This window comes from Saccharothrix sp. ALI-22-I (assembly GCF_001984175.1).
GTDB lineage: Bacteria > Actinomycetota > Actinomycetes > Mycobacteriales > Pseudonocardiaceae > Actinosynnema.
This window is the reverse complement of sequence record NZ_MTQP01000052.1, coordinates 86,006-107,293: the sequence shown is the minus strand read 5'-3', so window position 1 is coordinate 107,293 and position 21,288 is coordinate 86,006. Positions and strand designations below refer to the sequence as shown.

General features: G+C 70.7%; 22 protein-coding genes. 13 read left to right on the top strand and 9 right to left on the bottom strand.

What is annotated here, in order from left to right; translation table 11 throughout:
* Positions 1-28 precede the first annotated feature (28 nt).
* From ALI22I_RS12275 to ALI22I_RS12245, 6 genes are all read left to right on the top strand, one after another.
* Positions 29-1,537: an NCS2 family permease gene (locus ALI22I_RS12275; protein ID WP_238598318.1), complete on the top strand. Its 1,509-nt coding sequence runs from the start codon at positions 29-31 to the stop codon at positions 1,535-1,537.
* Between the two features lie 39 nt (positions 1,538-1,576).
* Entirely contained in the window at positions 1,577-2,041 is a 465-nt protein-coding gene (locus ALI22I_RS12270; protein ID WP_077005592.1) for a MarR family winged helix-turn-helix transcriptional regulator, read from the top strand.
* Between the two features lie 4 nt (positions 2,042-2,045).
* Positions 2,046-3,368 (top strand): MFS transporter, encoded by a 1,323-nt coding sequence (locus ALI22I_RS12265; protein ID WP_077005591.1) that lies wholly within the window; start codon positions 2,046-2,048, stop codon positions 3,366-3,368.
* Positions 3,369-3,392: 24 nt separating this feature from the next.
* Positions 3,393-4,157, top strand: a complete 765-nt coding sequence (locus tag ALI22I_RS12260; RefSeq protein ID WP_083751659.1) for an ABC transporter permease — start codon at positions 3,393-3,395, stop codon at positions 4,155-4,157.
* A 311-nt stretch (positions 4,158-4,468) separates the two neighbouring features.
* Entirely contained in the window at positions 4,469-6,079 is a 1,611-nt protein-coding gene (locus tag ALI22I_RS12250) for an ABC-F family ATP-binding cassette domain-containing protein (protein ID WP_077005589.1), read from the top strand.
* A 4-nt stretch (positions 6,080-6,083) separates the two neighbouring features.
* On the top strand, positions 6,084-6,494 hold the full coding sequence (locus ALI22I_RS12245) for a hypothetical protein (RefSeq protein WP_077005588.1): 411 nt from the start codon (positions 6,084-6,086) through the stop codon (positions 6,492-6,494).
* Between the two features lie 317 nt (positions 6,495-6,811).
* Here ALI22I_RS12245 and ALI22I_RS12240 read toward each other — a convergent pair whose 3' ends face one another.
* The gene (locus ALI22I_RS12240; RefSeq protein WP_077005587.1) at positions 6,812-7,252 is read right to left on the bottom strand and encodes a MarR family winged helix-turn-helix transcriptional regulator; all 441 of its coding nucleotides are present in this window, start codon (positions 7,250-7,252) and stop codon (positions 6,812-6,814) included.
* Between the two features lie 105 nt (positions 7,253-7,357).
* Here ALI22I_RS12240 and ALI22I_RS12235 point away from each other — a divergent pair, with 105 nt between their 5' ends.
* Complete coding sequence (locus ALI22I_RS12235) at positions 7,358-7,771, top strand: nuclear transport factor 2 family protein (protein WP_077005649.1); 414 nt, start codon at positions 7,358-7,360, stop codon at positions 7,769-7,771.
* A gap of 156 nt (positions 7,772-7,927) precedes the next feature.
* On the opposite strand, the gene ALI22I_RS12230 is transcribed toward ALI22I_RS12235, so the two are convergent.
* The gene (locus ALI22I_RS12230) at positions 7,928-9,427 is read right to left on the bottom strand and encodes a glutamate-cysteine ligase family protein (protein WP_077005586.1); all 1,500 of its coding nucleotides are present in this window, start codon (positions 9,425-9,427) and stop codon (positions 7,928-7,930) included.
* Positions 9,428-9,645: 218 nt separating this feature from the next.
* Between ALI22I_RS12230 and ALI22I_RS12225 the strand changes: the two genes are divergently transcribed.
* Both ALI22I_RS12225 and ALI22I_RS12220 read left to right on the top strand, forming a co-directional pair.
* Entirely contained in the window at positions 9,646-10,413 is a 768-nt protein-coding gene (locus tag ALI22I_RS12225; protein ID WP_083751668.1) for a TrmH family RNA methyltransferase, read from the top strand.
* 36 nt (positions 10,414-10,449) lie between these two features.
* Positions 10,450-11,106, top strand: coding sequence for a DUF2537 domain-containing protein (locus ALI22I_RS12220; RefSeq protein ID WP_077005584.1), 657 nt, complete (start codon positions 10,450-10,452; stop codon positions 11,104-11,106).
* Between the two features lie 16 nt (positions 11,107-11,122).
* On the opposite strand, the gene ALI22I_RS54620 is transcribed toward ALI22I_RS12220, so the two are convergent.
* Positions 11,123-12,997, bottom strand: coding sequence for an ABC transporter ATP-binding protein (locus tag ALI22I_RS54620; RefSeq protein WP_077005583.1), 1,875 nt, complete (start codon positions 12,995-12,997; stop codon positions 11,123-11,125).
* On the bottom strand, positions 12,994-14,694 hold the full coding sequence (locus ALI22I_RS12210) for an ABC transporter ATP-binding protein (protein WP_238598317.1): 1,701 nt from the start codon (positions 14,692-14,694) through the stop codon (positions 12,994-12,996). The genes ALI22I_RS54620 and ALI22I_RS12210 overlap by 4 nt, the downstream gene beginning before the upstream one ends.
* A 166-nt stretch (positions 14,695-14,860) precedes the next feature.
* Between ALI22I_RS12210 and ALI22I_RS12205 the strand changes: the two genes are divergently transcribed.
* Positions 14,861-15,088, top strand: coding sequence for a hypothetical protein (locus tag ALI22I_RS12205; RefSeq protein WP_077005648.1), 228 nt, complete (start codon positions 14,861-14,863; stop codon positions 15,086-15,088).
* On the opposite strand, the gene ALI22I_RS12200 is transcribed toward ALI22I_RS12205, so the two are convergent.
* The 5 genes from ALI22I_RS12200 to ALI22I_RS12180 form a co-directional block, all read right to left on the bottom strand.
* A complete protein-coding gene (locus ALI22I_RS12200) occupies positions 15,089-15,520 on the bottom strand; it encodes a hypothetical protein (RefSeq protein WP_077005581.1) in 432 nt (143 codons plus the stop codon). It abuts the gene before it with no gap.
* Positions 15,513-15,887, bottom strand: coding sequence for a hypothetical protein (locus ALI22I_RS12195; protein WP_077005580.1), 375 nt, complete (start codon positions 15,885-15,887; stop codon positions 15,513-15,515). Before ALI22I_RS12195 ends, ALI22I_RS12200 begins: the two co-directional genes overlap by 8 nt.
* A 234-nt stretch (positions 15,888-16,121) precedes the next feature.
* Positions 16,122-17,039, bottom strand: coding sequence for a septation protein SepH (gene sepH / locus ALI22I_RS12190; RefSeq protein ID WP_077005647.1), 918 nt, complete (start codon positions 17,037-17,039; stop codon positions 16,122-16,124).
* A 92-nt stretch (positions 17,040-17,131) separates the two neighbouring features.
* Positions 17,132-18,280: a sensor histidine kinase gene (locus ALI22I_RS12185; RefSeq protein ID WP_077005579.1), complete on the bottom strand. Its 1,149-nt coding sequence runs from the start codon at positions 18,278-18,280 to the stop codon at positions 17,132-17,134.
* Entirely contained in the window at positions 18,277-18,933 is a 657-nt protein-coding gene (locus ALI22I_RS12180; protein WP_077005578.1) for a response regulator transcription factor, read from the bottom strand. The genes ALI22I_RS12185 and ALI22I_RS12180 overlap by 4 nt, the downstream gene beginning before the upstream one ends.
* A gap of 88 nt (positions 18,934-19,021) precedes the next feature.
* On the opposite strand from ALI22I_RS12180, the gene ALI22I_RS12175 reads away from it, so the two are divergent.
* From ALI22I_RS12175 to ALI22I_RS49115, 3 genes are read left to right on the top strand one after another with little or no spacing between them, the layout of a single operon-like run.
* The gene (locus ALI22I_RS12175) at positions 19,022-19,540 is read left to right on the top strand and encodes a hypothetical protein (RefSeq protein ID WP_077005646.1); all 519 of its coding nucleotides are present in this window, start codon (positions 19,022-19,024) and stop codon (positions 19,538-19,540) included.
* Entirely contained in the window at positions 19,533-20,582 is a 1,050-nt protein-coding gene (locus tag ALI22I_RS12170) for a peptidoglycan-binding domain-containing protein (protein ID WP_077005577.1), read from the top strand. Before ALI22I_RS12175 ends, ALI22I_RS12170 begins: the two co-directional genes overlap by 8 nt.
* On the top strand, positions 20,579-21,229 hold the full coding sequence (locus ALI22I_RS49115) for an ABC transporter ATP-binding protein (protein ID WP_077005576.1): 651 nt from the start codon (positions 20,579-20,581) through the stop codon (positions 21,227-21,229). Before ALI22I_RS12170 ends, ALI22I_RS49115 begins: the two co-directional genes overlap by 4 nt.
* Positions 21,230-21,288: the final 59 nt, after the last annotated feature.

Here is a 21,288-nt window from a genome sequence, read left to right as displayed (position 1 = left end):
TGCTCGCCACACCGATCAAGGAGATGAGATGGCCGCCGCCGAGACACCCGCCGCCGGGGCATCCCCCGCCGAGACATCGCCCGCGGGTCCTGCCCGTTCCAAGTTGGACGGCTTCTTCAAGATCTCCGAACGCGGCTCCTCGGTCGGCCGCGAGTTGCGCGGTGGCCTGGTCACGTTCGTGACCATGGCCTACATCGTGGTGCTGAACCCGTTGATCCTGGGCAGCTTCGCGGCCGACGACCCCGGCGCGAAGGTCGACGTGCTCGGCAACATCCTCACCATCCCGCAGGTGGCGGCGGTGACGGCGTTGGTCGCGGGGGTCATGACGATCCTGTTCGGACTCGTGGCCAACTACCCGTTCGCGCTGGCCACCGGCCTGGGCATCAACTCGTTCGTGGCGGTCACGATCGTGCCGCAGATGTCGTGGCCCGAGGCGATGGGCCTGGTCGTGGTCAACGGGCTGGTGGTGCTGCTGCTGGTCGTCACGGGCGTCCGCACGGCCGTGTTCAACGCGGTGCCGGCGGAGCTGAAGGCGGCCATCGCGGTCGGCATCGGCCTGTTCATCTGCTTCATCGGGCTGGTCGACGCCGGGTTCGTGCGGCGGCTGCCGGACGCGGCGGGCACGACCGTGCCGGTCGGACTGGGCATCAACGGGTCGATCGCGTCGTGGCCGACGCTGGTGTTCGTGGTCGGCCTGGTCGTCACCGGCATCCTGGTCGCCCGCAAGGTCAAGGGCGCGATCCTGATCGGCGTGCTCTCGGCCACCGTGCTGTCCATCGTGATCGAGGCGATCGTCAAGGCCGGTCCGTCCCGGGGCGTCGACCCGAAGGGCTGGAACCTCGGCTACCCCGCGCTGCCGGAGCAGGTGTTCGGGCTGCCCGACCTCTCCCTGCTCGGTGACGTCTCGTTCGGCGCGTGGACCAGGGTGCCCGCGCTGACCGCCGCGCTGCTGGTGTTCACACTGGTGCTCACGGACTTCTTCGACACCGTCGGCACGATGACCGGCCTGGGCAAGGAAGCCGGGCTCATCGGCAAGGACGGCCAGCTGCCGGGCGTGTCGAAGGCGCTGTTCGTGGACGGTGTCGGCGCGGTCGCGGGCGGGGCGGCGTCCTCGTCGTCCAACACCGTCTACATCGAATCGGCGTCCGGTATCGCGGAGGGCGCGCGGACCGGGTTGGCGAACATCGTCACCGGCCTGCTGTTCATCGGCGCCATGTTCCTCACCCCGCTGTACGCGGTGGTGCCGATCGAGGCGGCGGCGCCCGCGCTGGTCATCGTCGGCGCGCTGATGATCATGCAGATCAAGGAGATCGACTTCACCGACTTCTCCATCGGCCTGCCCGCGTTCCTCACCATCGTGGTCATGCCGTTCACCTACTCCATCGCGAACGGCATCGGCGCGGGTTTCGTCAGCTACGTCATCCTGCGCGCGCTCACCGGGCGGGCGCGCAGCGTGCACCCGCTCATGTGGATCGTGGCGGCGGCGTTCGTCGTCTACTTCGCGATGGGCCCCATCCAGGCCGCTCTCACGGGCTGAGCGGGCTGTTCTCACGGACTGGTTGACCAAGTTCACACGATGGGCGCAGAGATCGTGAGGTATGCTAACTACGTGGCGGAGACCGAGTCGGAAGCGGGACTGGCGAGCCGGTTGCGGCTGGCCGTGGTCCGGCTGAACCGTCGGCTCCGCGCGCAGCGGGTGAACTCCGCGATCTCGCTCACCCAGGTGTCCGCACTGTCGACGTTGCACAAGTGCGGGCCCCTGACGCCGGGCGAGCTGGCCGCCAAGGAAGGCGTCCAGCCACCGTCCATGACCAGGGTGATCGCCGCCCTGGAGGAGTACGGGTTCGCCACGCGCCGCCCTCACCCCACCGACGGCCGGCAGGCCATCGTGGAGCTGAGCGAGGCGGGGCTGAGCTACATCAACGAAGAGGTGTCCGCCCGGGAAGCCTGGCTGGACAAGCGGTTGGCCGAGCTGACACCGGAGGAACGGGGCGCGCTGTCGCGCGCCGCCGAGATAATCGACAGGATGGCGGGGCAGTAACGACGTGCCGGCGTACGCGGGTGGGGCAGAGACCGATCAACTCGATCGCAACACAGCCGCACCCCCGCCCCGCCGGCGCATGTTCGGTTCACTCCGGGTCCGCAACTACCGCCTCTACGCCTCCGGCCAGGTCGTTTCCCTGGTCGGGCTGTGGATGCAGCGCGTCGCCCAGGACTGGCTGGTCCTGGAGCTGTCGAACGGCTCGCCGATCGCCCTCGGCATCGCCGCCGCGTTGCAGTTCGCGCCGACGTTGTTCCTGTCGCTCTGGGCCGGTGTGCTCGCCGACCGGATGGACAAGCGCAAGCTGCTGCTCGTGCTGGAGACCGGGCTCGGGCTCTGCGCGCTGACCCTCGGCCTGCTCGACGTCACCGGCGTGGTGCAGCTGTGGCACGTCTACCTGCTGTGCCTGCTGCTCGGCGCGGTGTCGGCGGTGGAGACGCCGGTGCGGCAGAGCTTCGTGGTCGAGATGGTCGGCCGCGACCAGCTCACCAACGCGGTCGCGTTGAACTCGATGACGTTCAACCTGGCCCGGATGGTCGGCCCGGCCGTCGCCGGTGGCCTGATCATCTTCGTCGGCACCGGCTGGGTGTTCCTGCTCAACGCGGTCAGCTTCATCGGCGTGATCACGGGCCTGCTGCTGATGCGGGCCGGTGAACTGCACCGCGGCGATCCCGTGCCGCGGGAGAAGGGGCAGCTGCGGGAAGGGCTGCGGTACGTGCGCAAGCGCCCGGACCTGGTGATCCTGCTGTCCCTGGTGTTCTTCATCAGCACGTTCGGGCTGAACTTCTACGTCACGCTGGCCGTGCTGGCGCGCAACACGTTCGGCGGCGACGCCTCCGCCTACGGCCTGCTGTCCACGTTGCTGGCGGTCGGCACGCTGGCCGGCGCGACGTTGGCCGCCCGGCGCAGCGCCCGCGGCAAGCCCCGGCTGAAGCTGCTGATCGTGGGTGCGCTGGCGTTCGGCGCGCTGGAGATCGTGGCCGGTCTGATGCCCACGATGTGGCTGTCGGGGCTGGCGCTGATCCCCGTCGGCATCGCGATGATGACGTTCACGACGACCGCCAACGCGACCGTGCAGCTGGCCGTGTCGCCCGCCATGCGCGGCCGGGTGATGGGCCTGTACATGCTGGTCTTCCTGGGCGGCAACCCGCTGGGCGGGCCCGTGATGGGCTGGCTCGCGGAGCACTTCACCGCACGCGCGCCGATGGTCGTCGGTGGTGTGGTGTCGATCGTGGCGGCCGTGGTCGGCGGGCTGGTGCTGGCCCGGCGCGGCGGGATCACGCTGACCGGCTACCGCCTGCGCCGCCGCGCTCGCGTCACACGATGATCGCCCGCGTCCCACAATGACCGAGTGGTCATCGCAACGGACTGGGTCCGGCTGCTCGTCGTCTGTCTGATCTTCACCGCCGTCGCGGGCGCGGTGGTCTGGTGGGCCGGGTTGGCGTCACCCCGACCGGTGGTCCGGGCGGCCTTGCGGGCCGGCGCGCAGTTGGCGGCGGTGTCGGCGGTCATCACGGGGGTGCTGGCGTCACTACCGCTGACGGCGGCGTTCCTGGTGTTGATGGCGGGCGTGGCCACCGGTACGTCCGCCGCGCGCACGAAGACCGGCATGCGGGGGACCTGGGTCGCCGCTGCCATTCTCGCCGGGACGGTGCCGGCCATCGCGGGGCTGGTGATCAGCGGTCTGGTGCCGTTGCGGGGCATCGCGCTGGTGCCGGTCGGCGGCATCCTCATCGGCGGTGCGATGACGGCGACGACGTTGTCCGTCCGACGTGCCCTCGACACGCTGCGGGACCGGCACGGCGAGTACGAGGCCGCGCTGGCGCTCGGGTTCACCGAGCCGGTCGCCGTGCGGGAGCTGGTGCGCCGGCCCGCCGCCGAAGCCCTGATCCCGGCGCTGGACCAGACCCGGACGGTCGGCCTGGTCACGTTGCCCGGCGCGTTCGTCGGGATGCTCCTCGGCGGCGCGCCGGTGTGGCAGGCGGGCGCGTTGCAGCTCGTCGTGCTGCTGGGGCTGTTGGCGGTCGAGGCCACGGCGATCGCGGTGGTGGTCGAACTCGTCGCGCGCGGACTCGTGAGACGGGCTGGTGCGGTGGGCGAAGTTAGGCTAACCTAACCCTCGTTGCTTCGTGGTGGGAGCGGCAGTCAGTTCGGGAACAGACGAGGCCCCGCCTCCCGGTCGTACCGCCGGGTGGCGGGGCCTCGTCGTATCGGCGGTGGCGCTTGTCGGAGCACCCGCCGAGCTCTTGCCAGGGCAGTTGAAGGCCGTTGCGGCCGGCGCGCGCCGCCTCGAAACGGGCGTTCACGTCATCCCAGTTCACCACGTCCCACAGCGCGGAGACGTAGTACTTGCAATAGGTGCTCGGTGGAACGGGGTGGCCCGAAAACTGAGGTGCCCGCAGCGGGCGTTCCTGTCACGATCGGGGGGTGTTGACAGCCAGGAACGTCACGCTGTCGTTCGGTCCGCGGATCGTGCTCTCGGAGGTGGATCTCGATGTTCCCGCAGGTGAACGGGTAGGCCTGATCGCGCCGAACGGGGTCGGCAAGTCCACCCTGCTGCGCGTGCTGGCCGGTGAGCTGGCGCCGGAATCGGGCACCGTCACCGTTCGCGGGGTGGTCGCGCACCTGACCCAGGAGACCGACATCCGGCCCGGCGAGTCGCTGCGGGACCACCTGGCCCGCCGCACCGGCGTGGCGTCGGCGGTGCGGGAGTTCGAGGCCGCCACGGAGGCGTTGGCTTCGGGCGCGCCGGGGGCCGAGGACTCGTACGCGCGGGCGTTCGACGTGTGGACCGCGTCCGGTGCCGCCGACTTCGCCGAACGCGCCGACGAGGTGTGCGAACGGCTCGGGCTGACCGCGACACTGCTCGACGAGCGGGGCTCGTCGGAGCTGTCCGGCGGGCAGGCGGCTCGGCTGCGACTGGCCGCCGTGCTGCTGACCACGGCCGACGTGTTGCTGTTGGACGAGCCGACCAACGACCTCGACCTGGCCGGCCTGGAACTGCTGGAAACGCACGTGCTGCGCAGCCCGGCCGGCATGGTCCTGGTCAGCCACGACCGCGAGTTCCTGGCCCGCACCACGACCGCGATCGCCGAACTGGACGAGTTCAGCCACGGCGTCACCGTGTTCGGCGGCGGGTGGGACGCGTACGTGCAGGAGCAGGCTCACGCCCAGCGGCGGGCGCGGGAGGAGTACGAGGCGTACGCGTCTCGGCGCGACGCGTTGACGCAGCGTGCCCGGCAGACCCGGGAGTGGTCTCGTGCGGGCGTTCGGCGCAATGCCAAGTCCGACGAGAGCGACAAGTTCATCAAGTTCTTCCGCAAGGAAGGCGCGGAGAACCTGGGCGCTCGGGCGTCCACTGTGGATCGTGCGCTGGAACGGCTGGAGGAGGTCGAGGAGCCGCGCTCGCCGTGGGAGCTGCGGTTGACGTTGCCGAGCGCGGGTCCGGGGAGCCGAGTCGCGTTCACGCTTCGTGGTGCCACCGTCAGTCGCGGTGACGTGACGCTCGGTCCGATCGACCTGACCATCGGCGCGGGGGAGCGGTGGCGGATCACCGGGCCCAACGGGTCGGGCAAGTCGACGCTGCTGGGCGCGTTGCTGGGCCGGCTGCCGCTCGACTCGGGCGAGCGCAGTCAGGGGCCGGCCGTGGTGGTGGGCGAGGTCGACCAGGTGCGTGCGTCCTTCGCCACGTCTTCGCCCGTGCTGGAGGTGGTCACGGCCTCGACCGGGCTGCCGGACGTGGAAGCCCGGACCCTCCTGGCGAAGTTCCGGGTGGGTGCGGACGCGGTGCTGCGGCCGGCCCGTTCGCTGTCGCCGGGGGAGCGGACCAGGGCCGGGCTGGCGGTGCTGCAGGCCAGGGGGACCACGTGCCTGGTGTTGGACGAGCCGACCAACCACCTCGACGTGGCGGCGATCGAACAACTCGAACAGGCGTTGGAGAGTTATGAGGGAACGCTACTGCTGGTGACCCACGACCGGAGGCTCGCGTCGGCGGTGGGGGTTGACCGCACCTTGGACGTCCGGAGCCTGGCAAGATAGGTGCATGGGCACTGAGGAGGACTGGCCGGTCGAGCAGACGTGGTCACTGCGCAACACGCACTGGCACGCCTACGTGGAGCACACGTCACTCGACCACGCCTCCCCGCGCCAGGAGCGCTTGGAGCGCACGCCGGAAGAGGTCCTGACCACGCCGACCGAGGTCGCCGCGTGGCTGGAGGTCAACCTGCGGAGTGCGACGAAGCCGGAGGAGGCGGGGAAGAAGCGCACGAAGGACGAACGCGACTTCTCCGATTCCAACCGTGTGCACACGTCACTGGCGTCGGCGGGCGAGAGCATCTACACAGGCGTGAAGGGCATGCTGACCCTCGCGGTGGAAGCAGTGACCCCCGACGAGTGCCGCAGCTCCCACGACGGCGCGGACGTAGCCCCCCTGAAATCCGGCCGCCGCCGCTGACCTGGGCGTAAGGGCGTGAATCGCTGCGCCAAGATCACCCGGACGAGCGAACAAAGCGTCAATGGGCAACTTTCAGCACACCATTGACGTTGCCGGTAGAGAAGGAGGCGCGGCGCCCCGCCCCCGGTAGCACCCGAGGCGCCAACACCCGAGGCGGTAACACCAAGGCCCACCGCACCCAGGCCCCATCGCACCACCGCACCAAGGCCCCACCGCACCCGGACGGGACCAGGCACCGAACCCGCACAGGACCCGGACGGGACCCGCAGACCCGGACGGGACCCAGGCACCGGACCCAGGTCGAGCGAGGCTGGCGGTCATCCCGGTTCGTGCTGGGCGAGAACTTGGCGGAGCAGGCGGGTCAGGGTCTGCCGGTCCTCGGCGGACAGCGGTTTGAGTAGATCGTCCTGCACCTGGTCGAGCAGTCCGTCCATGCGCCGTAGCTGCTGGACACCGCTCCTGGTGAGGGTCACCTTGTTGCGCCGTCCGTGGTCCGGGTCCGGCGTCCGGTCGACGAAGCCCTGGTCGACCAGTTCGTTGACGGCCGCCACGACGTCGCTGCGGTCGATGCGGCACCGGCGGCTGAGCTGGGCCTGGCTCGCGGGCCCGAACTCGTGCAGTGCGGCCAGGATGCGGTAGTGGTACCCGCGCGCCCCCGCGGCGGTGAAACCGTCGGACACCAGCCGGCGGGCGTGCACGGCGAGCTGGGTGATCAGCCAGCTCGGCTTCACCGTCAGGCGCTCGGGGATCTCGTCCATGCTCGGCCACTCTATCGGTGTTGGCCAGACCAACACTCTGCCGGTAGTGTTGGTCTCACCAATGTTGGAATCGCCAATGTTGGAGTGACCATCGAAGGGGGCGTCGTGTCCACTGCCACCCAGACTGCCGACCGCGTCGAGATCGCCGAACTGTTCGCCCGCCTGGCCAACATGCTGGACGAAGGCCGCCACGACGACGCCCACAGCGTCTACCACGCCGACGTCGTGGTGCGTTCGCCGCGCGGCGGTGAGCTGCACGGTCTCGACGAGGTGACCGCCTACCTGAAGCGGAGCCAGGTTGAGGGGGAGCACACCCAGCACGTGCACGGTGACGTGCTGGTGCATGGTGACGGCGATCGTGCGAAGGCCACGGCGAACCAGCTCACGTACTTCTACCGCGTCGGCGAAGCACCTCACCGGACAAGCGGTCTGCGAGTGGCCTGTACCGCCGTGCGGACTCCCGAGGGCTGGCGATTCAGCGAAATGCACATCACGCTCGTCTGGATGCACGAGAAGTGACGCGGTCGGTCAGGCCCGGACCTCAGCCCGACCGGGCGGCAGGCTGACGCGACTCCCCTCGCCTGACGGCGGACCTGCCGGAAGGCGTCGGCCGACACGCACGGCGCGGCCGGGCCGGTTTGCCGCAGCCCTGCGGCAGGGCCGGTGCGGGCGTGTCTACAGGGCTACGGGCCAGGTGTGCACGGGCTCGCCCGCGTGTGACAGTTCGACGTAGCGCTTGAGCATGGCGCTGAGCGCGGTGTCCCGGTCGGCGCCTCGCTCCTCCAGCAGTGACACCGTCTCGCGCTGCCACTGCGACCCCGTGCGTCGCGCCAGGCACCGTGCCTCGATCACGCCGAGGTAGCGTTCGCGGGCCTCGTCGGACACGCCGCACGCGCGCAGGCCGTCGTGGGCGAGGGGTAGCAGGCGGCGGAGGACCAGTTCGTCCGGTGGGACCCAGCCGATGCCTGGCCAGTACAGCTGCGCGCCCATGCCGTGTCGGGACCCGGCGTAGAGGTTCTCCTCGGCCGCGTGGAATGACATCTGGGTCCACAAAGGACGTTCGAGGGTGGTCAGGGCGCGTTGGGCGCCGTAGAAGAACGCCGCGTTGGCCATCGTGTCCAACACCGTGGGGCCGGCCGGTAGGACCCGGTTTTCGACGCGGAGGTGCGGCACGCCGTCCACCACGTCGTAGACCGGGCGGTTCCAGCGCCAGACGGTGCCGTTGTGCAAGCGCAGCTCGGTCAACGACGGCGTGCCGCCCGAACCCAGCACGTCCAACGGGTCCTCGTCACCCGTCTCCGGCAGCAACGCCGGGAAATACCGCACGTTCTCCTCGAACAAGTCGAAGATCGACGTGATCCACCGCTCGCCGAACCACACCCGCGGCCGCACGCCCTGGTTCTTCAGTTCCTGCGTGCGCGTGTCCGTGGCCTGCAGGAACAGCGGTATCCGGGTCTCGTGCCACAGCGCCCGCCCGAGCAGGAACGGCGAGTTCGCCGCGATCGCCACCTGCACCCCGGCCAACGCCTGCGCCGCGTTCCAGTGCGCCGCGAAATCGTCCGGCGCGACCTGCAAGTGCAGTTGCACCGACGTGCAAGCCGCCTCCGGCATGATCGACTCGGCATAGCTGGACAGCTTCTCGCCCGCCTGCCCCGGCAGCGGCGAGCCCTCCATCGACAGCACGACCTCCTCGCCGCGGGCCGCCAGGATCTGGTCGTTCAACGTCGTGTACCGCGCCTGGGTCGACAGCCACCGCCGGTCGAAGTGCTCGTGCCGCAACGTCGGCAGCACCCCGATCATCACGATCGACGTCCCGGCGTCGTGCGCCTTGCAGTCGGCCGACGCCAGCGTGGAGACCAGCTCCCGCTCCAGCTCCAGCGTCTCGTTCCCGGCCAGCTCGCGCGGCGGGACGTTGACCTCCAGGTTGTGCTGCCCCAGTTCCAGCGTGAACGACGGGTCGTCGATCTTCTCCAGCACCTCGGAGTTGGCCATCGCGGGCCGGCACGCCCCGTCGACCAGGTTCAGCTCGATCTCCAGCCCCATCTGCTGGCGCGGGAAGGAAAAGCTCTCCTCCACCAGCATGGTCCCCAGCGCGTCCATGCACCGCTGCATGCGCTCGCGGTAGCGCTGGCGGTCCTCTCTGGTGAACGTCCGACTGGACACATCCGTACCCATGCCGCCTCCCAAGTCGGTAGGGCTGCTCCGGCGGGGCTTCAGCGGAGGCCAACCGTGACACAGCAACCACCTGCCCGCCAACGCCCAAATCGGTGCTCTCTGTCACATGCCAGTAACAATAAGCAAGAACTTGCTGGTTGTGGGCCCGTGTTTGCGCAGCCGACGTCTGCGAGCGTTGTTCACATAAACGAAGGTGGGACACTGCTGCCGTGATCGAGATCGACGACCCGGCGGACCCCCGGCTGGACGACTTCCGGGACCTGTCGACGGCCGACCGCCGCCCGGACCGCCCCGGCGGCCGTGGCCTGGTGATCGCCGAGGGCGTGGTGGTCGTCGAACGCCTCCTCCAGTCGCCCTACCCGGTCCGTGCGCTGCTCGGCGTGCGCCGCCGCGTGGAGGCGCTGGGTGAACTCCCGGCGCCCGCGTACGTCACGTCCGCCGACGTCATGGCGGAGGTGGTCGGCTTCCACCTCAACCGGGGCGTGCTCGCCGCCGCCGACCGCGCACCGCAACCCGATCCGGCCGACCTCATCGCGTCGTCACGCCGCCTCGCCGTGCTCGAAGGCGTCGGCGACCACGAGAACCTCGGCTCGCTGTTCCGCAACGCCGCCGCGCTCGGCATCGACGGCGTGCTGCTCGGCCCGGGGTGCAGCGACCCGTTGTACCGGCGCAGCGTCCGCGTCTCGATGGGGCACGTGCTGCGCGTGCCGTTCGCCTCGATGCCGAACCTCACCGAAGGCTTCGAGACCCTGCGGCACAACGGTTTCACCGTCGCCGCGCTCACGCCCCGTGCCGACTCGAAGAACCTGGCCGACGCCGGTCTGCGTGGCCGCAAGGTCGCTGTCCTGCTTGGATCCGAAGGGCCGGGCCTCACCGACGAGGCCATCGCGGCGGCCGACCTCGCCGTGCGCATCCCCATGGCGGACGGCGTCGACTCGCTGAACGTGGCCACCGCCGCCGCGATCGCCTTCTACGCGATCGCCTGAACACGCTACGTTCACATCGAGCAGAGGAGGACGCAGGTGGAACTGCGGGTGCAGGACGGCCGGGCCGTGCTCGCCGGCCGCGACGACGCGGGCGAGCGGGAAGTCGACCCCCACACCCTCCCGCTCGGCGCCGGGCTCGCCGACGCGCTGCACGAGTGGGCGAAGGTGGCCGACGCGGTGCTGCGCACCGACACGCCCTCGGACGGCGCGGCGATCGCCCTGGTGACCAGGCGCGGACACCAGTTGGCCGGCCGCCTGGCAGCCGACATGGGCACGCCCGTCGCCTACGCCGACCCGGTGACCGGTGAACTGGTCGTCGTGGACGTCCCCAGCGCGCCCACCGAAGCCGAGACCGCCGAGCCGACCGACGACTTGACCGACGACTTGACCGACGACTTGACCGACGAGCCGGCGGTCGAACAGCAGGTGCCCCAGGAGGAAACCCCCTGGGGCACCGGCCTGACGGTCAGCCTGATCACCGCCGCCGTGGTCACGTTCACCGTGTTCACCCTGTCGGTGGGCCTGGGCGAGACCAGCGAGTGGCTCGCGCTGCTGGCGAACGTCCTGGTGGTCGGCGGCATCGCCCCGTCGGTGTGGTTGGCCCGGAACACGCCGGTGTGGCGTTGGGTCGCCTACGGCGTGGTCGCGGGCGTCCTCGCCGCCTGGCTCTCCCTTCTGCTGACCCTGCTCTGACCCCCTAGGCCAGGCCCTAGGCCAGGGAGTCGCGCCACGCGGTGTGCAGCGCGGCGAACCGGCCGCTCTCGCCGATCAGCTCCTCCGGCGTGCCGTCCTCCACCACCCGGCCGCCGTCGAGCACCAGCACCCGGTCGGCGATCAGCACGGTGGACAACCGGTGGGCGATGATGAACGCCGTCCGGTCCGCCAGCACGGTCTCCAGCGCGCCCTGCACCAGCCGCTCGGTCGGCACGTCCAGGCTGGACGTGGCCTCGTCGAGCACCAGCACCGCGGGCGCGGCCAGGAACGCCCGCGCGAACGCCACCATCTGCCGCTGCCCGGCCGAGAGTCGCCCGCCGCGCTTGCGCACGTCGGTGTCGTAGCCCTCGGGCAGCGCCTGGATGAACGTGTCCGCGCCGACCGCGCGTGCCGCCGCCTCGACCTCGTCCCGCGTCGCCGACGGGCGGCCCAGCGCGATGTTGTCCAGCACCGACCCGTCGAACAGGAAGTTCTCCTGCGTCACCATCACGACCGCGCGCCGCAGCTCGGCGTCGGCCACCGACCGCAGGTCCACCCCGTCCAGCCGCACCGAGCCCGCGCTCGGGTCGTAGAACCGGGCCACCAGCTTGGCCAGCGTGGACTTGCCCGCGCCGGTCGCGCCGACCAGCGCCACGGTCTGCCCGGCGGGGACGGTCAGGTCGAACGGCGGCAGCACCACCGGTGTCGTGTCCGAGTACCGGAACTCGACCCGGTCGAACCGCACCGCGCCCCGCACGTCACCCAGCGGCGTCGGCTCCTCCGGCTCCCGCACCTGCGGCCGCTCCTCCAGCAGGCCGGAGATCTTCTCCAGCGCCGCCGTCGCCGACGCGTAGGCGTTGGCGAACATCGCCAGCTGGTCGAACGGGTCGTAGAACCGCCGCACGTACAGCGTGAACGCGGCCAGCACACCCAGCTCCAGCTGCCCGTTCGCCACCCGCAGCGCGCCCCACGCGAGGATCACCGCCAGCGACAGGTTGCCGATCATCCGCACCGACGAGGTGAACGCCGCCATCACGCCCATCGCCTCGGTGTTGGCGTCGCGGAACCGGCCGTTCAGCTCGCCCATGATCTTCTCGTTGCGCGACTCGCGGCGGAACGCCTGCACCGCGCGGATGCCGTTCATGGTTTCCACGAACTGCACGATGATCTTCGCGATGGCACCGCGCGTGTGCCGGTACGCGCGGCCGGAACGGCGGCGGAACCAGCGGGTGAGCAGGATCAGCGGCAGGAACCCGGACAGCACCACCAACGCCAGCGGCACGTCCAGGTACAGCAGCACCACCGAGATGCCCAGCAGCGACAGCATCGAGGTGAAGAACCCGTCCAAGCCCTCCTCCACGAGGTCCTGCAACGAGTCGACGTCGCTGGTCAGACGCGAGATGACCTTGCCCGAGGTGTACTTCTCGTGGAACGAGATGGACAGCCGCTGCGCGTGCCGGAAGATGCGTTCCCGCAGCACCAGCAGCACGTCCTGGCCGATCCGGCCGGTGAGCCGGACGAACGACCAGCGCAGCAGCGTCGCGGAGATCGCCGCCACCACGTACCCGCCGACGCACCACGCCAGGACGTCCGGCCGGCCGTCCAGCGCGGCGGGCACCCCGGCGTCGATGGCCGCCGCGATCAGCAGCGGACCGGCCAGGTTGACCACGTTCTCCGCCACCACGATGACCAGCGCGAGGATCGCCGCCCTGGTGTGCGGGCGCAGCAGTTCGCCGAGCAGCCGCCGTGACCGGGCCTGCAACTTCACCCCGGTCGCGTAGTCGACCTCCTCGACGTCCTCGGCGGCGACGCCGCGCCACGCCTCCTCGCCCTGTGCCGGTTCCTGCTCAGTGGTGTCCTGCTCGGTGGTGTCCTGCTCAGCGGGGGTCACGCCGCCACCTCCTCGTCCTCCATAGTGGACAAGAGGTTCCGGTACTCCTCGTTGTCCGCCAACAGTTCCGTGTGCGTGCCGGTGGCCGCGATCCGGCCGTCAACCAGCATCGCCACCCGGTCGGCCAGCTGCACCGTGCTCGGCCGGTGCGCGACGACCAGCGCCGTCACGCCCTTGAGCACGCGGCGCAGCGCGGCCTCCACCTCGGCCTCGGTGTGGACGTCCAACGCGGACAGCGGGTCGTCCAGCACCAGCACCGCCGGGTGTCCGACGACCGCCCGCGCCAACGCCAGCCGCTGCCGCTGGCCACCGGACAGGGACAGGCCCTGCTCGCCGATCCGGGTGTCCAGGCCCCACGGCAGCGCGTCCACGAACTCCTCGGCCCGCGCCACCTTCAACGCCTCGCGGACCCGTTCCTCGCTCACGTCCTTCGCGCCCAGCGCCACGTTCTCGGTGACGCTCGCGGAGAACAGGATCGGCTCCTCGAACGCCGTGCCGACGACCCGGCGCAGCTCCGCCAGGTCCAGTTCGCGCACGTCGACGCCGTCGAGCGTGACCCGGCCGTCCGTGACGTCCGCCAGCCGCGGCACCAGCGCGGTGACCGTCGTCTTGCCCGAGCCGGTCGCGCCGACCAGCGCCACCGTCTCACCCGGCCGGATGTCCAGGTCGATCCCGCGCAGCACCTCGTGCTCCGCGCCGGGGTGCCGGTAGCGCACGCCCTCGAACCGGACGTGCCCGCGCACCGGCGTGGCGGCCGGTTTCGGGTCTGCCGGGCTGGTCACCGTCACCCGTGCGTCGATCACCTCGAAGTACCGCTCCAGCGCCGACGCGGTCGAGTTCGTCTCCGCCAACAACCACCCGATCGAGTCGACCGGCCAGCGCAGGTAGGCGCTTACCGTGACGGCCGCGACGAGTGTGCCGATGGTCATCGTGCCGTTCGCGATGCCGATCGAGCCGAACGCCAGCTGACCGGCGATACCCAGTTCGGGCAGCACGATCAGCACGGCCCACAGCATGGCGAAGATCCGCACCTTCGCCACTTCCGTGTCCCGCAGCTCCCGGGCCTGCCGCATGAACCGCCTGGTCAGGTGCGGTCCGCGGCCGAACGCCTTGAGCACCCGGATGCCCAGCACCGACTCCTCGACCACGGTGGTCAGGTCGCCGGACTGGTCCTGCGCCCGCCGCGCGACGACCTTGAACTTCGTCTCGAACAAGTACGACAGCGCCACCAGCGGCAGCGTGGTCACCAGCACGATCAGGCCGAGCACCGGCGAGAGCCAGAACAGCACGCCCAGCCCGGTCAGCACGATCAGGCTGTTGACCACCAGGAAGATGACGGCGAAGCCGACGAACCGCCGCACCTGGGTCAGGTCGGTGGTGGCGCGGGACAGCAATTGCCCCGACTGCCACCGGTCGTGGAAGGCCACCTGCAGGTCTTGTAGGTGGTGGTACAGCTCGGCCCGCATCCGCGCCTCGACGTCCGACGCCGGTCCGGCGATCAGCTTGCGCCGGGCGTAGAACAACGCGGCCTCCGCGCAGCCGAGCAGCACGATGAGGCCGATGAGCAGCGGCAACGCGCCCAAGTCGCGGCCGGCGATCGGGCCGTCCACGATTTGTTGGGTGATCAGCGGGATGCCCAGACCGCACATCATCGCCAGCATGGTGGCCGTCATCGCCAGTGCCACTGGTGTGCGCACTGGCTTCAGGTACGGCCACAACCTGCGCACTGCGGCGGCTGTGGAAGTACGTTCTTCCGACACGAGTCCCCCTCCGGTCCACCCTGACGGTACGAAGGTGCACCGACAATCGGCATCCGGTTTTCCCTCGTTCGACCCTGCAAGTTCGAGCTAGGTGGAGGTCAAGATGGACGTGCGGTTCATGCGCGCGGAGCCGACCATGGCGTTCCCCCGCGGGAGGTTGCTGGCGGTGCGGGGCGGGCGGTTGCACGTGCTCGCACCGGACGGCTGGGACGTGGTGAGCGGTCCCCGTCCCGAGGGTGCCAGGCCGATCAGCCGTGGTGAAGCCGCCGACTGGTGCCGGTTCGAGGGGTTCGACGACGCGGTGCTCGACGCTGTGCCCGTGCCGGAGTAATTACTTCTTTTTGCGCAGGATGGTGGGCGCGGTGAGCAGGCCGGCGAGGCCGTAGCTGGCGCCGGCCAGCAGGGTGAGAACGGTCCACTTGTCGCCGAGGGTGGCGAACTGCTCGGGCAGTTTGAAGTAGTGCGCCAGGCCCAGCAGGATCGGCCCGGTCAACACGATCGGCCACACCGGCCGGACCCGCAGCAGCCACAGCAACGGCCCGGCCAGCAACGCGCTGACCAGCAGCGCGATCGGCAGGCCGATCACGACCAACAGGATGAACTGGCCCAGGTCGGTCTGGTTGACCACCCGTTCGAGGGTCCCGGCGCGGTAGGCCCAGATCCACGCGATGAGCAGCGCGGCACCGACGACGGCCGACACCACGACGCGCAGGAGCACCTTGAACGCGAAGCCGCCCGCCGTGGGGCGTGGGGTGTCAGTCACGGGCAGCAGTGTGGCTGACCGGGTGCCGTGCTGTCACCGGTGCGGCCAGCACGAATCCGATCACCCCGGCCGCGAGTGACCCTGCCGGGACCGACACCCACACGGTCAGCAGGGTGAGGGCGGCGGTGAACGTCACGCCGACCGCCGCGAACCCGAGCGGGCGATCCTGGCGGGCGGCCTTCAGCACGATCCACGCCAGCAGCACGCCCACCACCAGGCTGATCGGCATCGCGATCAGGCCCAACGCCAGGCAGTCCCAGTCGTCGGTCGAGCAGACGGCCCCGGACGCGATCAACTCGCGCAGCCCCCACCAGGCCGCACCCAACCCGGCGCCCAGCGCGGCCCCGACGACCAGTCGTCCCAGCATGGCGCCCGGTTACCCGCTTGATCACTCGTGGTAAACCGGTTCGGGGTTGGGTCCGGCTCGATTTGACATGGGGCCCTTACGACCAGCCTAAGGCACCCGAACCCATGTCAAATCGAGCCTCGTCGGCCACCTGCGGGTCCGTTGTGGGCTGGTGGGGGCGCTTGGGCTTGCGGGCCAGTACGCGAAAAGGGCCTCCGCTTTGGCGGAGGCCCTTCCGGTGGTTCGACCCGGGTGCTAGCCGCGGGTGGAGCGGACGCCCAGGAGGACGTCTTCCCACGACGGCACGATCGGGTGGTTCTTCTTGCCGCGCTTGGGTGGCGGGTCCTTGCGGGCCGGTTGCGGCTTTGCGCCGGCGGCGGGCTGTTGCGGGGTCGCTGCCGGGGTGGGTGCGGGTGGCTCTTCGGCTACCGGCGCGGGCTCCGCTACGGGTAGCGGTTCCTGCACCGGGGGCGGGGGAGGCGGCGGTGGGGTCGGCTCCTCGCGAGCGAGGATTTCCGGTTCCTGCTGCTTCTCCAGCTCCAGTGCCTGGCGGGCCAGTTGGGTCACCGGCCGGACGGTGCGCAGTGTCCGGTTGGGGTTGGGGTCCATGAGTTCCATGGCGCCGTCGTCCAACGCGGTCACCGTGCCGCCCTGCGCGCCGGGGTGGAACGCCCAGTGCGCGAGGTTGTCCGATCTGCCCGCGGTCCAGTGCAGTTGGACGACCCATCGGCCGTCCTCGCCGCGCCAGGAGTCCCAGCTCACGTCCGCGTACTCCTGGCCGCGCAGGCCGAAGGAGTGCGCCACGACCTCGCCGAGCGTCTGCACGTCCGGCCCGTCCTCGCGGACGGGGTGGGCGCGTTGGGCCAGGTCAGCCGTGCGGGACCGCTCCAGCAGCACGGGGTAGGCGTACCGCTCGACCCGGTGGGTCGGCAGGCCCGCCGCCGCCGCGACCTGGGCCACGGATTCACCGGCGCGGATGCGCGCCTGGATCTCCCGGGGCCGCATCTGGCTCTCCACCTCGATCTCGATCTGGCCGAGTCGGGTGAGGTCGCCTCGCGCCGCCGCGCGCAGCCGTTCGTCAGCGGGGAGCACAAAGCGCTCGCCGCGATCCGGGTCCTCTAGGATGACGGACTTGCCGTCGTCTTCGAGCCCGATGACTCGCAACGCTCGCATCATGGCCTCCCGAATGACTCACCTCGCCAGGTACTGACGTTAATGCGGCGTGCCGCCTTGACGTTGGAGACTCGCCGTGTTCACCGATATCTTCATGTGATCTTGCCGTATGTCGGCGGTGTCCGCACGTCCGTTACCGGAAGGTTCACCTCGACGACCAGCCCGCCGTCCGGGATGGCCTCCGCGGTGACCGTGCCCTGATGAGCATGCGCGATCGAGCGGACGATGGACAGGCCCAGTCCCGCGCCGGGCGTGGTGGCGCCGGGCATCCGCCGGAACGGCTCGAACAGGCCGGGCACCACGTCGTCGGGCAGCACCCGCCCGGTGTTGGCGACCACGAGCGCGGGCCGTCCGTGAGCCTTGACTTGCACCGACACGTTGCCACCGGGGTGGTTGTGCAGGACCGCGTTGCGCACCAGGTTGACCACCATGTGCATGAGCAGCACGTGGTCGCCGGGCACCTCCAGCGGCTCCAGGTCGCTGCCGAAGTACAGGCCCTCGCCGCGTGCGGCTTCCCGAAGCACCTGGTCGACCAGCAGGTCGAAGCGCACCGAGTCGCGCCGGTCCAGGCCGCGGTCGCTGCGGGCGAGCAGCAGCAGGCCGTCGATCAGCCGTTCGGAGCGCGCGTTGGTGGCGAGCAGGTGCTCGCCGAGCCGTTTCACGTCCGCGGACGCGTACGGGTCGTCGAGCGCGACCTCCACCAGGGTCCGCTGGACGGCCAGCGGGGTGCGCAGCTCGTGCGAGGCGTTCGCGACGAACCGCTTCTGGCTGTCGAACGAGGTGGCCAGCCGGTCGAGCATGCCGTCGAAGGTGTCGGCCAGCTCCTTGAGCTCGTCGTCCGGCCCGTCCAGGTTGATCCGCCGGTCCAGGTCCCCGGCCTCCAGCCGGAGCGCGGTCGCGGTGATCTCGTGCAGCGGCTGGAGCACCCGGCTGGCCATCAGCCACCCGACGATCCCGGCGAACGCCGTGGCGAGCAGCAGGCCGACACCGGACTGCACGAGCAGCGTGCTGAGCGCCGAGGACTTGTAGTCCTGCAGCGTCGCGGCCACCGCCGCTTCCGACGCCACGCCCGGCATCACCGTCCCGTCGACGTGCTGCGCGACCGCGTACGTGGCGACGTCCGGCAACTGAGAGCTGACCAGCAGGTAGTTCAGCGTCACCAGGACCACGCCGGCGAGCAGGAAGAACCCGCCGTACCAGGCGGTGAGCCTGGCCCGGACCGACAGCCGCAGCCCGTTCACGCGAACCGGTACCCGGCGCCGGGCACGGTCTCGATCAGCCCCGGCTCGCCCAGCTTGCGCCGCAGCGTCATCACGGCCACCCGGACCGCGTTCGTGAACGGGTCCGCGTGCTCGTCCCACGCCTTCTCCAGCAGGTCTTCGGCGGTCACCACCGTCCCCTCCGCTTTCATCAGCACCTCCAGCACGGCGAACTCCTTGCGGGACAGCTGCACGAACCGCCCGTCGCGGGCGACCTGGTGGCGCGGCAGGTCGAGCACCACGCCCGCCCGGCGCAGCACCGGCGGCAACGCCGGCCGAGCCCGCCTGGCCAGCGCCTGCACCCGCGCGACCAGCTCGGCGAACGCGAACGGCTTGGTCAGGTAGTCGTCCGCGCCGAGGCCCAGGCCCATAACCCGGTCCTCCACCTCGGCGGCGGCGGTCAGCATCAGCACCCGCGTCTCGCCGCCCGCCTCCAGCACCGCCGCGCACACGTCGTCGCCGTGCGCGACCGGCAGGTCGCGGTCGAGCACGACCACGTCGTAGTCGTGCACACCCACCCGTTCCAACGCCGCGCCGCCGTCGTAGCAGACGTCGACCGCCATCGCGAGCCTGCGCAGGCCCTCGGCGATCGAGTCCGCCATGAGCCGTTCGTCTTCGACCACCAGGACCCGCATGGCGACAGTGTGGCGGGAAGGGGCATAAGCGGCGGATAAGCGGATTCGCTTATCGGCTCCGAATCACCCGGTCCGTAGACCTGTGGCCATGCGAAAACCGACATGGATCGTCCTGGCCGCCGCGCTGCTGGCGCTGACCGCGTGCGGCACTCCGCCGGAAGGCGACAAGGTCGCCTCGGTCTCGGGCGGCGCGTCGACCAGCTCGCCCGTGCCCGTCGCGGGCGACGGCGAGCTGGACGAGGACAAGATGCGCGCGTTCGCCAAGTGCATGCGCGAGAACGGCGTCGACATGCCCGACCCGGAGTTCGACGGCAAGGGCGGTGTGGCCGCCAGGGCCGGCGGCGCCATCGACCAGGAGGCGATGAAGAAGGCGGAGGAGGCGTGCAAGGAGTTCATGCCCAGCGGCGGTGAGATGCGGGAGCCGTCGCCGGAGGAGATGGACAAGATGCGGGAGCAGATCAAGTGCCTGCGGGACAAGGGTTTCGAGGTCGAGGAGCCGGACTTCGACAACGGCGCCGCCATCGGGCTGCCGTTCGACGATTCGGAGGAGTCCCGCAAGGCGATGGAGGAGTGCGGCTTCGGCACCGGGGCGGTGGCCGGTGGCTGAGCGGAGCAGGTGGCTGGTCGTCGGCGTGGTCGCGGTCGCCCTGCTGGGCACCGCCGCCGCGGTGGCCATGACCAGGGTCAACGCCGGGGAGAAGGGCGGTGGGGTGGCGAAGGCGGAGCCACCCGAGACCACCGAGGTGGTCAAGGGCGACATAGCCGACCAGCAGTCGGTGACGGGGTCGTTGGCGTACGGCGCGGAACGCGCGCTGACCGGCCGCAGACCCGGAACCGTCACCGCGCTGCCCGCCGCAGGCACGGTCCTGGACCGGGGCAAGCCGGTGTACTGGGTGGACGCCAAGCCGGTGCCGCTGTTCTACGGCGGGCTTCCGCTCTACCGCGACCTGTCGGCGGGCGTGGCCAACGGCCCGGACGTGAAGCTGATCGAGGAGAACCTGGCCGCACTCGGGCACACCGGTTTCGGCACGCCGGACGAGAAGTACACGAACGTGACCGCGACGGCGGTCAAGCAGTGGCAGAAGGCGAACGGCCTGGAGCAGACCGGTCGGATCGCGCCGGGCGACGTGGTGATCGAACCGTCGGCCATCCGGGTGGCCTCGGTGACGGCGCCGCTGGGCGCTCCCGGCGCCGGCGACCTGATGAAGGTCACCGGCACCGACCGGGTCGTCTCGGCGGAGATCGAGAAGGCGAAGCAGCGGTTCGCCAAGGTCGGCGAGAAGGTCGAGTTGAACATCACCGACGGCGGGGCCACCACCGGCACCGTCACCGCGGTGACGCCGGGCCCGGAGCCGACCAACCCGGGCGAGAAGGCGAAGATCACCGTGACCATTGCCCTGGACGACCAGGCAGCCGCCGGCAACCAGGACGCCGTGTCCACCACCGTCCTGTTCACCGTCGGCAAGCGGGAGGGAGTGCTGATCGTCCCGGTGGGCGCGCTGCTGGCCCTGGCCGAGGGCGGGTACGCGGTGGAGAAGGCGGACGACCACACCCTGATCCCGGTGGAGACGGGCCTGTTCGCCAAGGGCAGGGTCGAGGTCACCGGCGCCGGCCTGACCGAGGGCACCCGGGTGGTGACGACGTCGTGATCGTCGTGGACCAGGTCGGCCGGACCTACCCGGGCGGGGTGGAGGCGCTGCGGAACGTCTCGCTCACCGTGGCGGCGGGGGAGTTGGTGGCGATCGTCGGGCCCTCGGGCTCCGGCAAGTCCACCCTGCTCCAGCTCATGGGCACGCTCGACCGGCCCACCACCGGCCGGGTGGAGATCCGCGGGCACGACGTGGCCCGGCTGCCGGACCGGCGGCTGTCCGCGTTGCGCTCGCGGTGGATCGGGTTCGTCTTCCAGCAGTTCTACCTGTCCGACGGGCTGCCGGCGGTCGACAACGTCGCCTCCGGCCTGCTCTACGCGGGCGTGCCGCGCGGCAGGAGACGGGAACTCGCCGCGGTGGCCCTCGAACGGGTCGGACTCGCCCACCGGGCCACGCACCGGCCGAACGAGCTGTCCGGCGGTGAGCGTCAGCGGGTCGCGATCGCCCGCGCCGTGGTGAACCGGCCCGCGGTCCTGCTAGCCGACGAGCCGACCGGCAACCTCGACAGCCGCAACGGCCAAGGAGTGCTCGACGTGCTCGGCGAGCTGAACGCGGCCGGCACCACCGTCGTGATCATCACCCACGACCGGGAGATCGCGGCCCGCGCCCCGCGCCAGGTCGAAGTCCGCGACGGGGTGATCGTGTGAGCGCTTCCGCGCTGTTGGTCGGTGTTGTGTCGGGGTCGGGGTCTGCGCGGCTCCGGTTC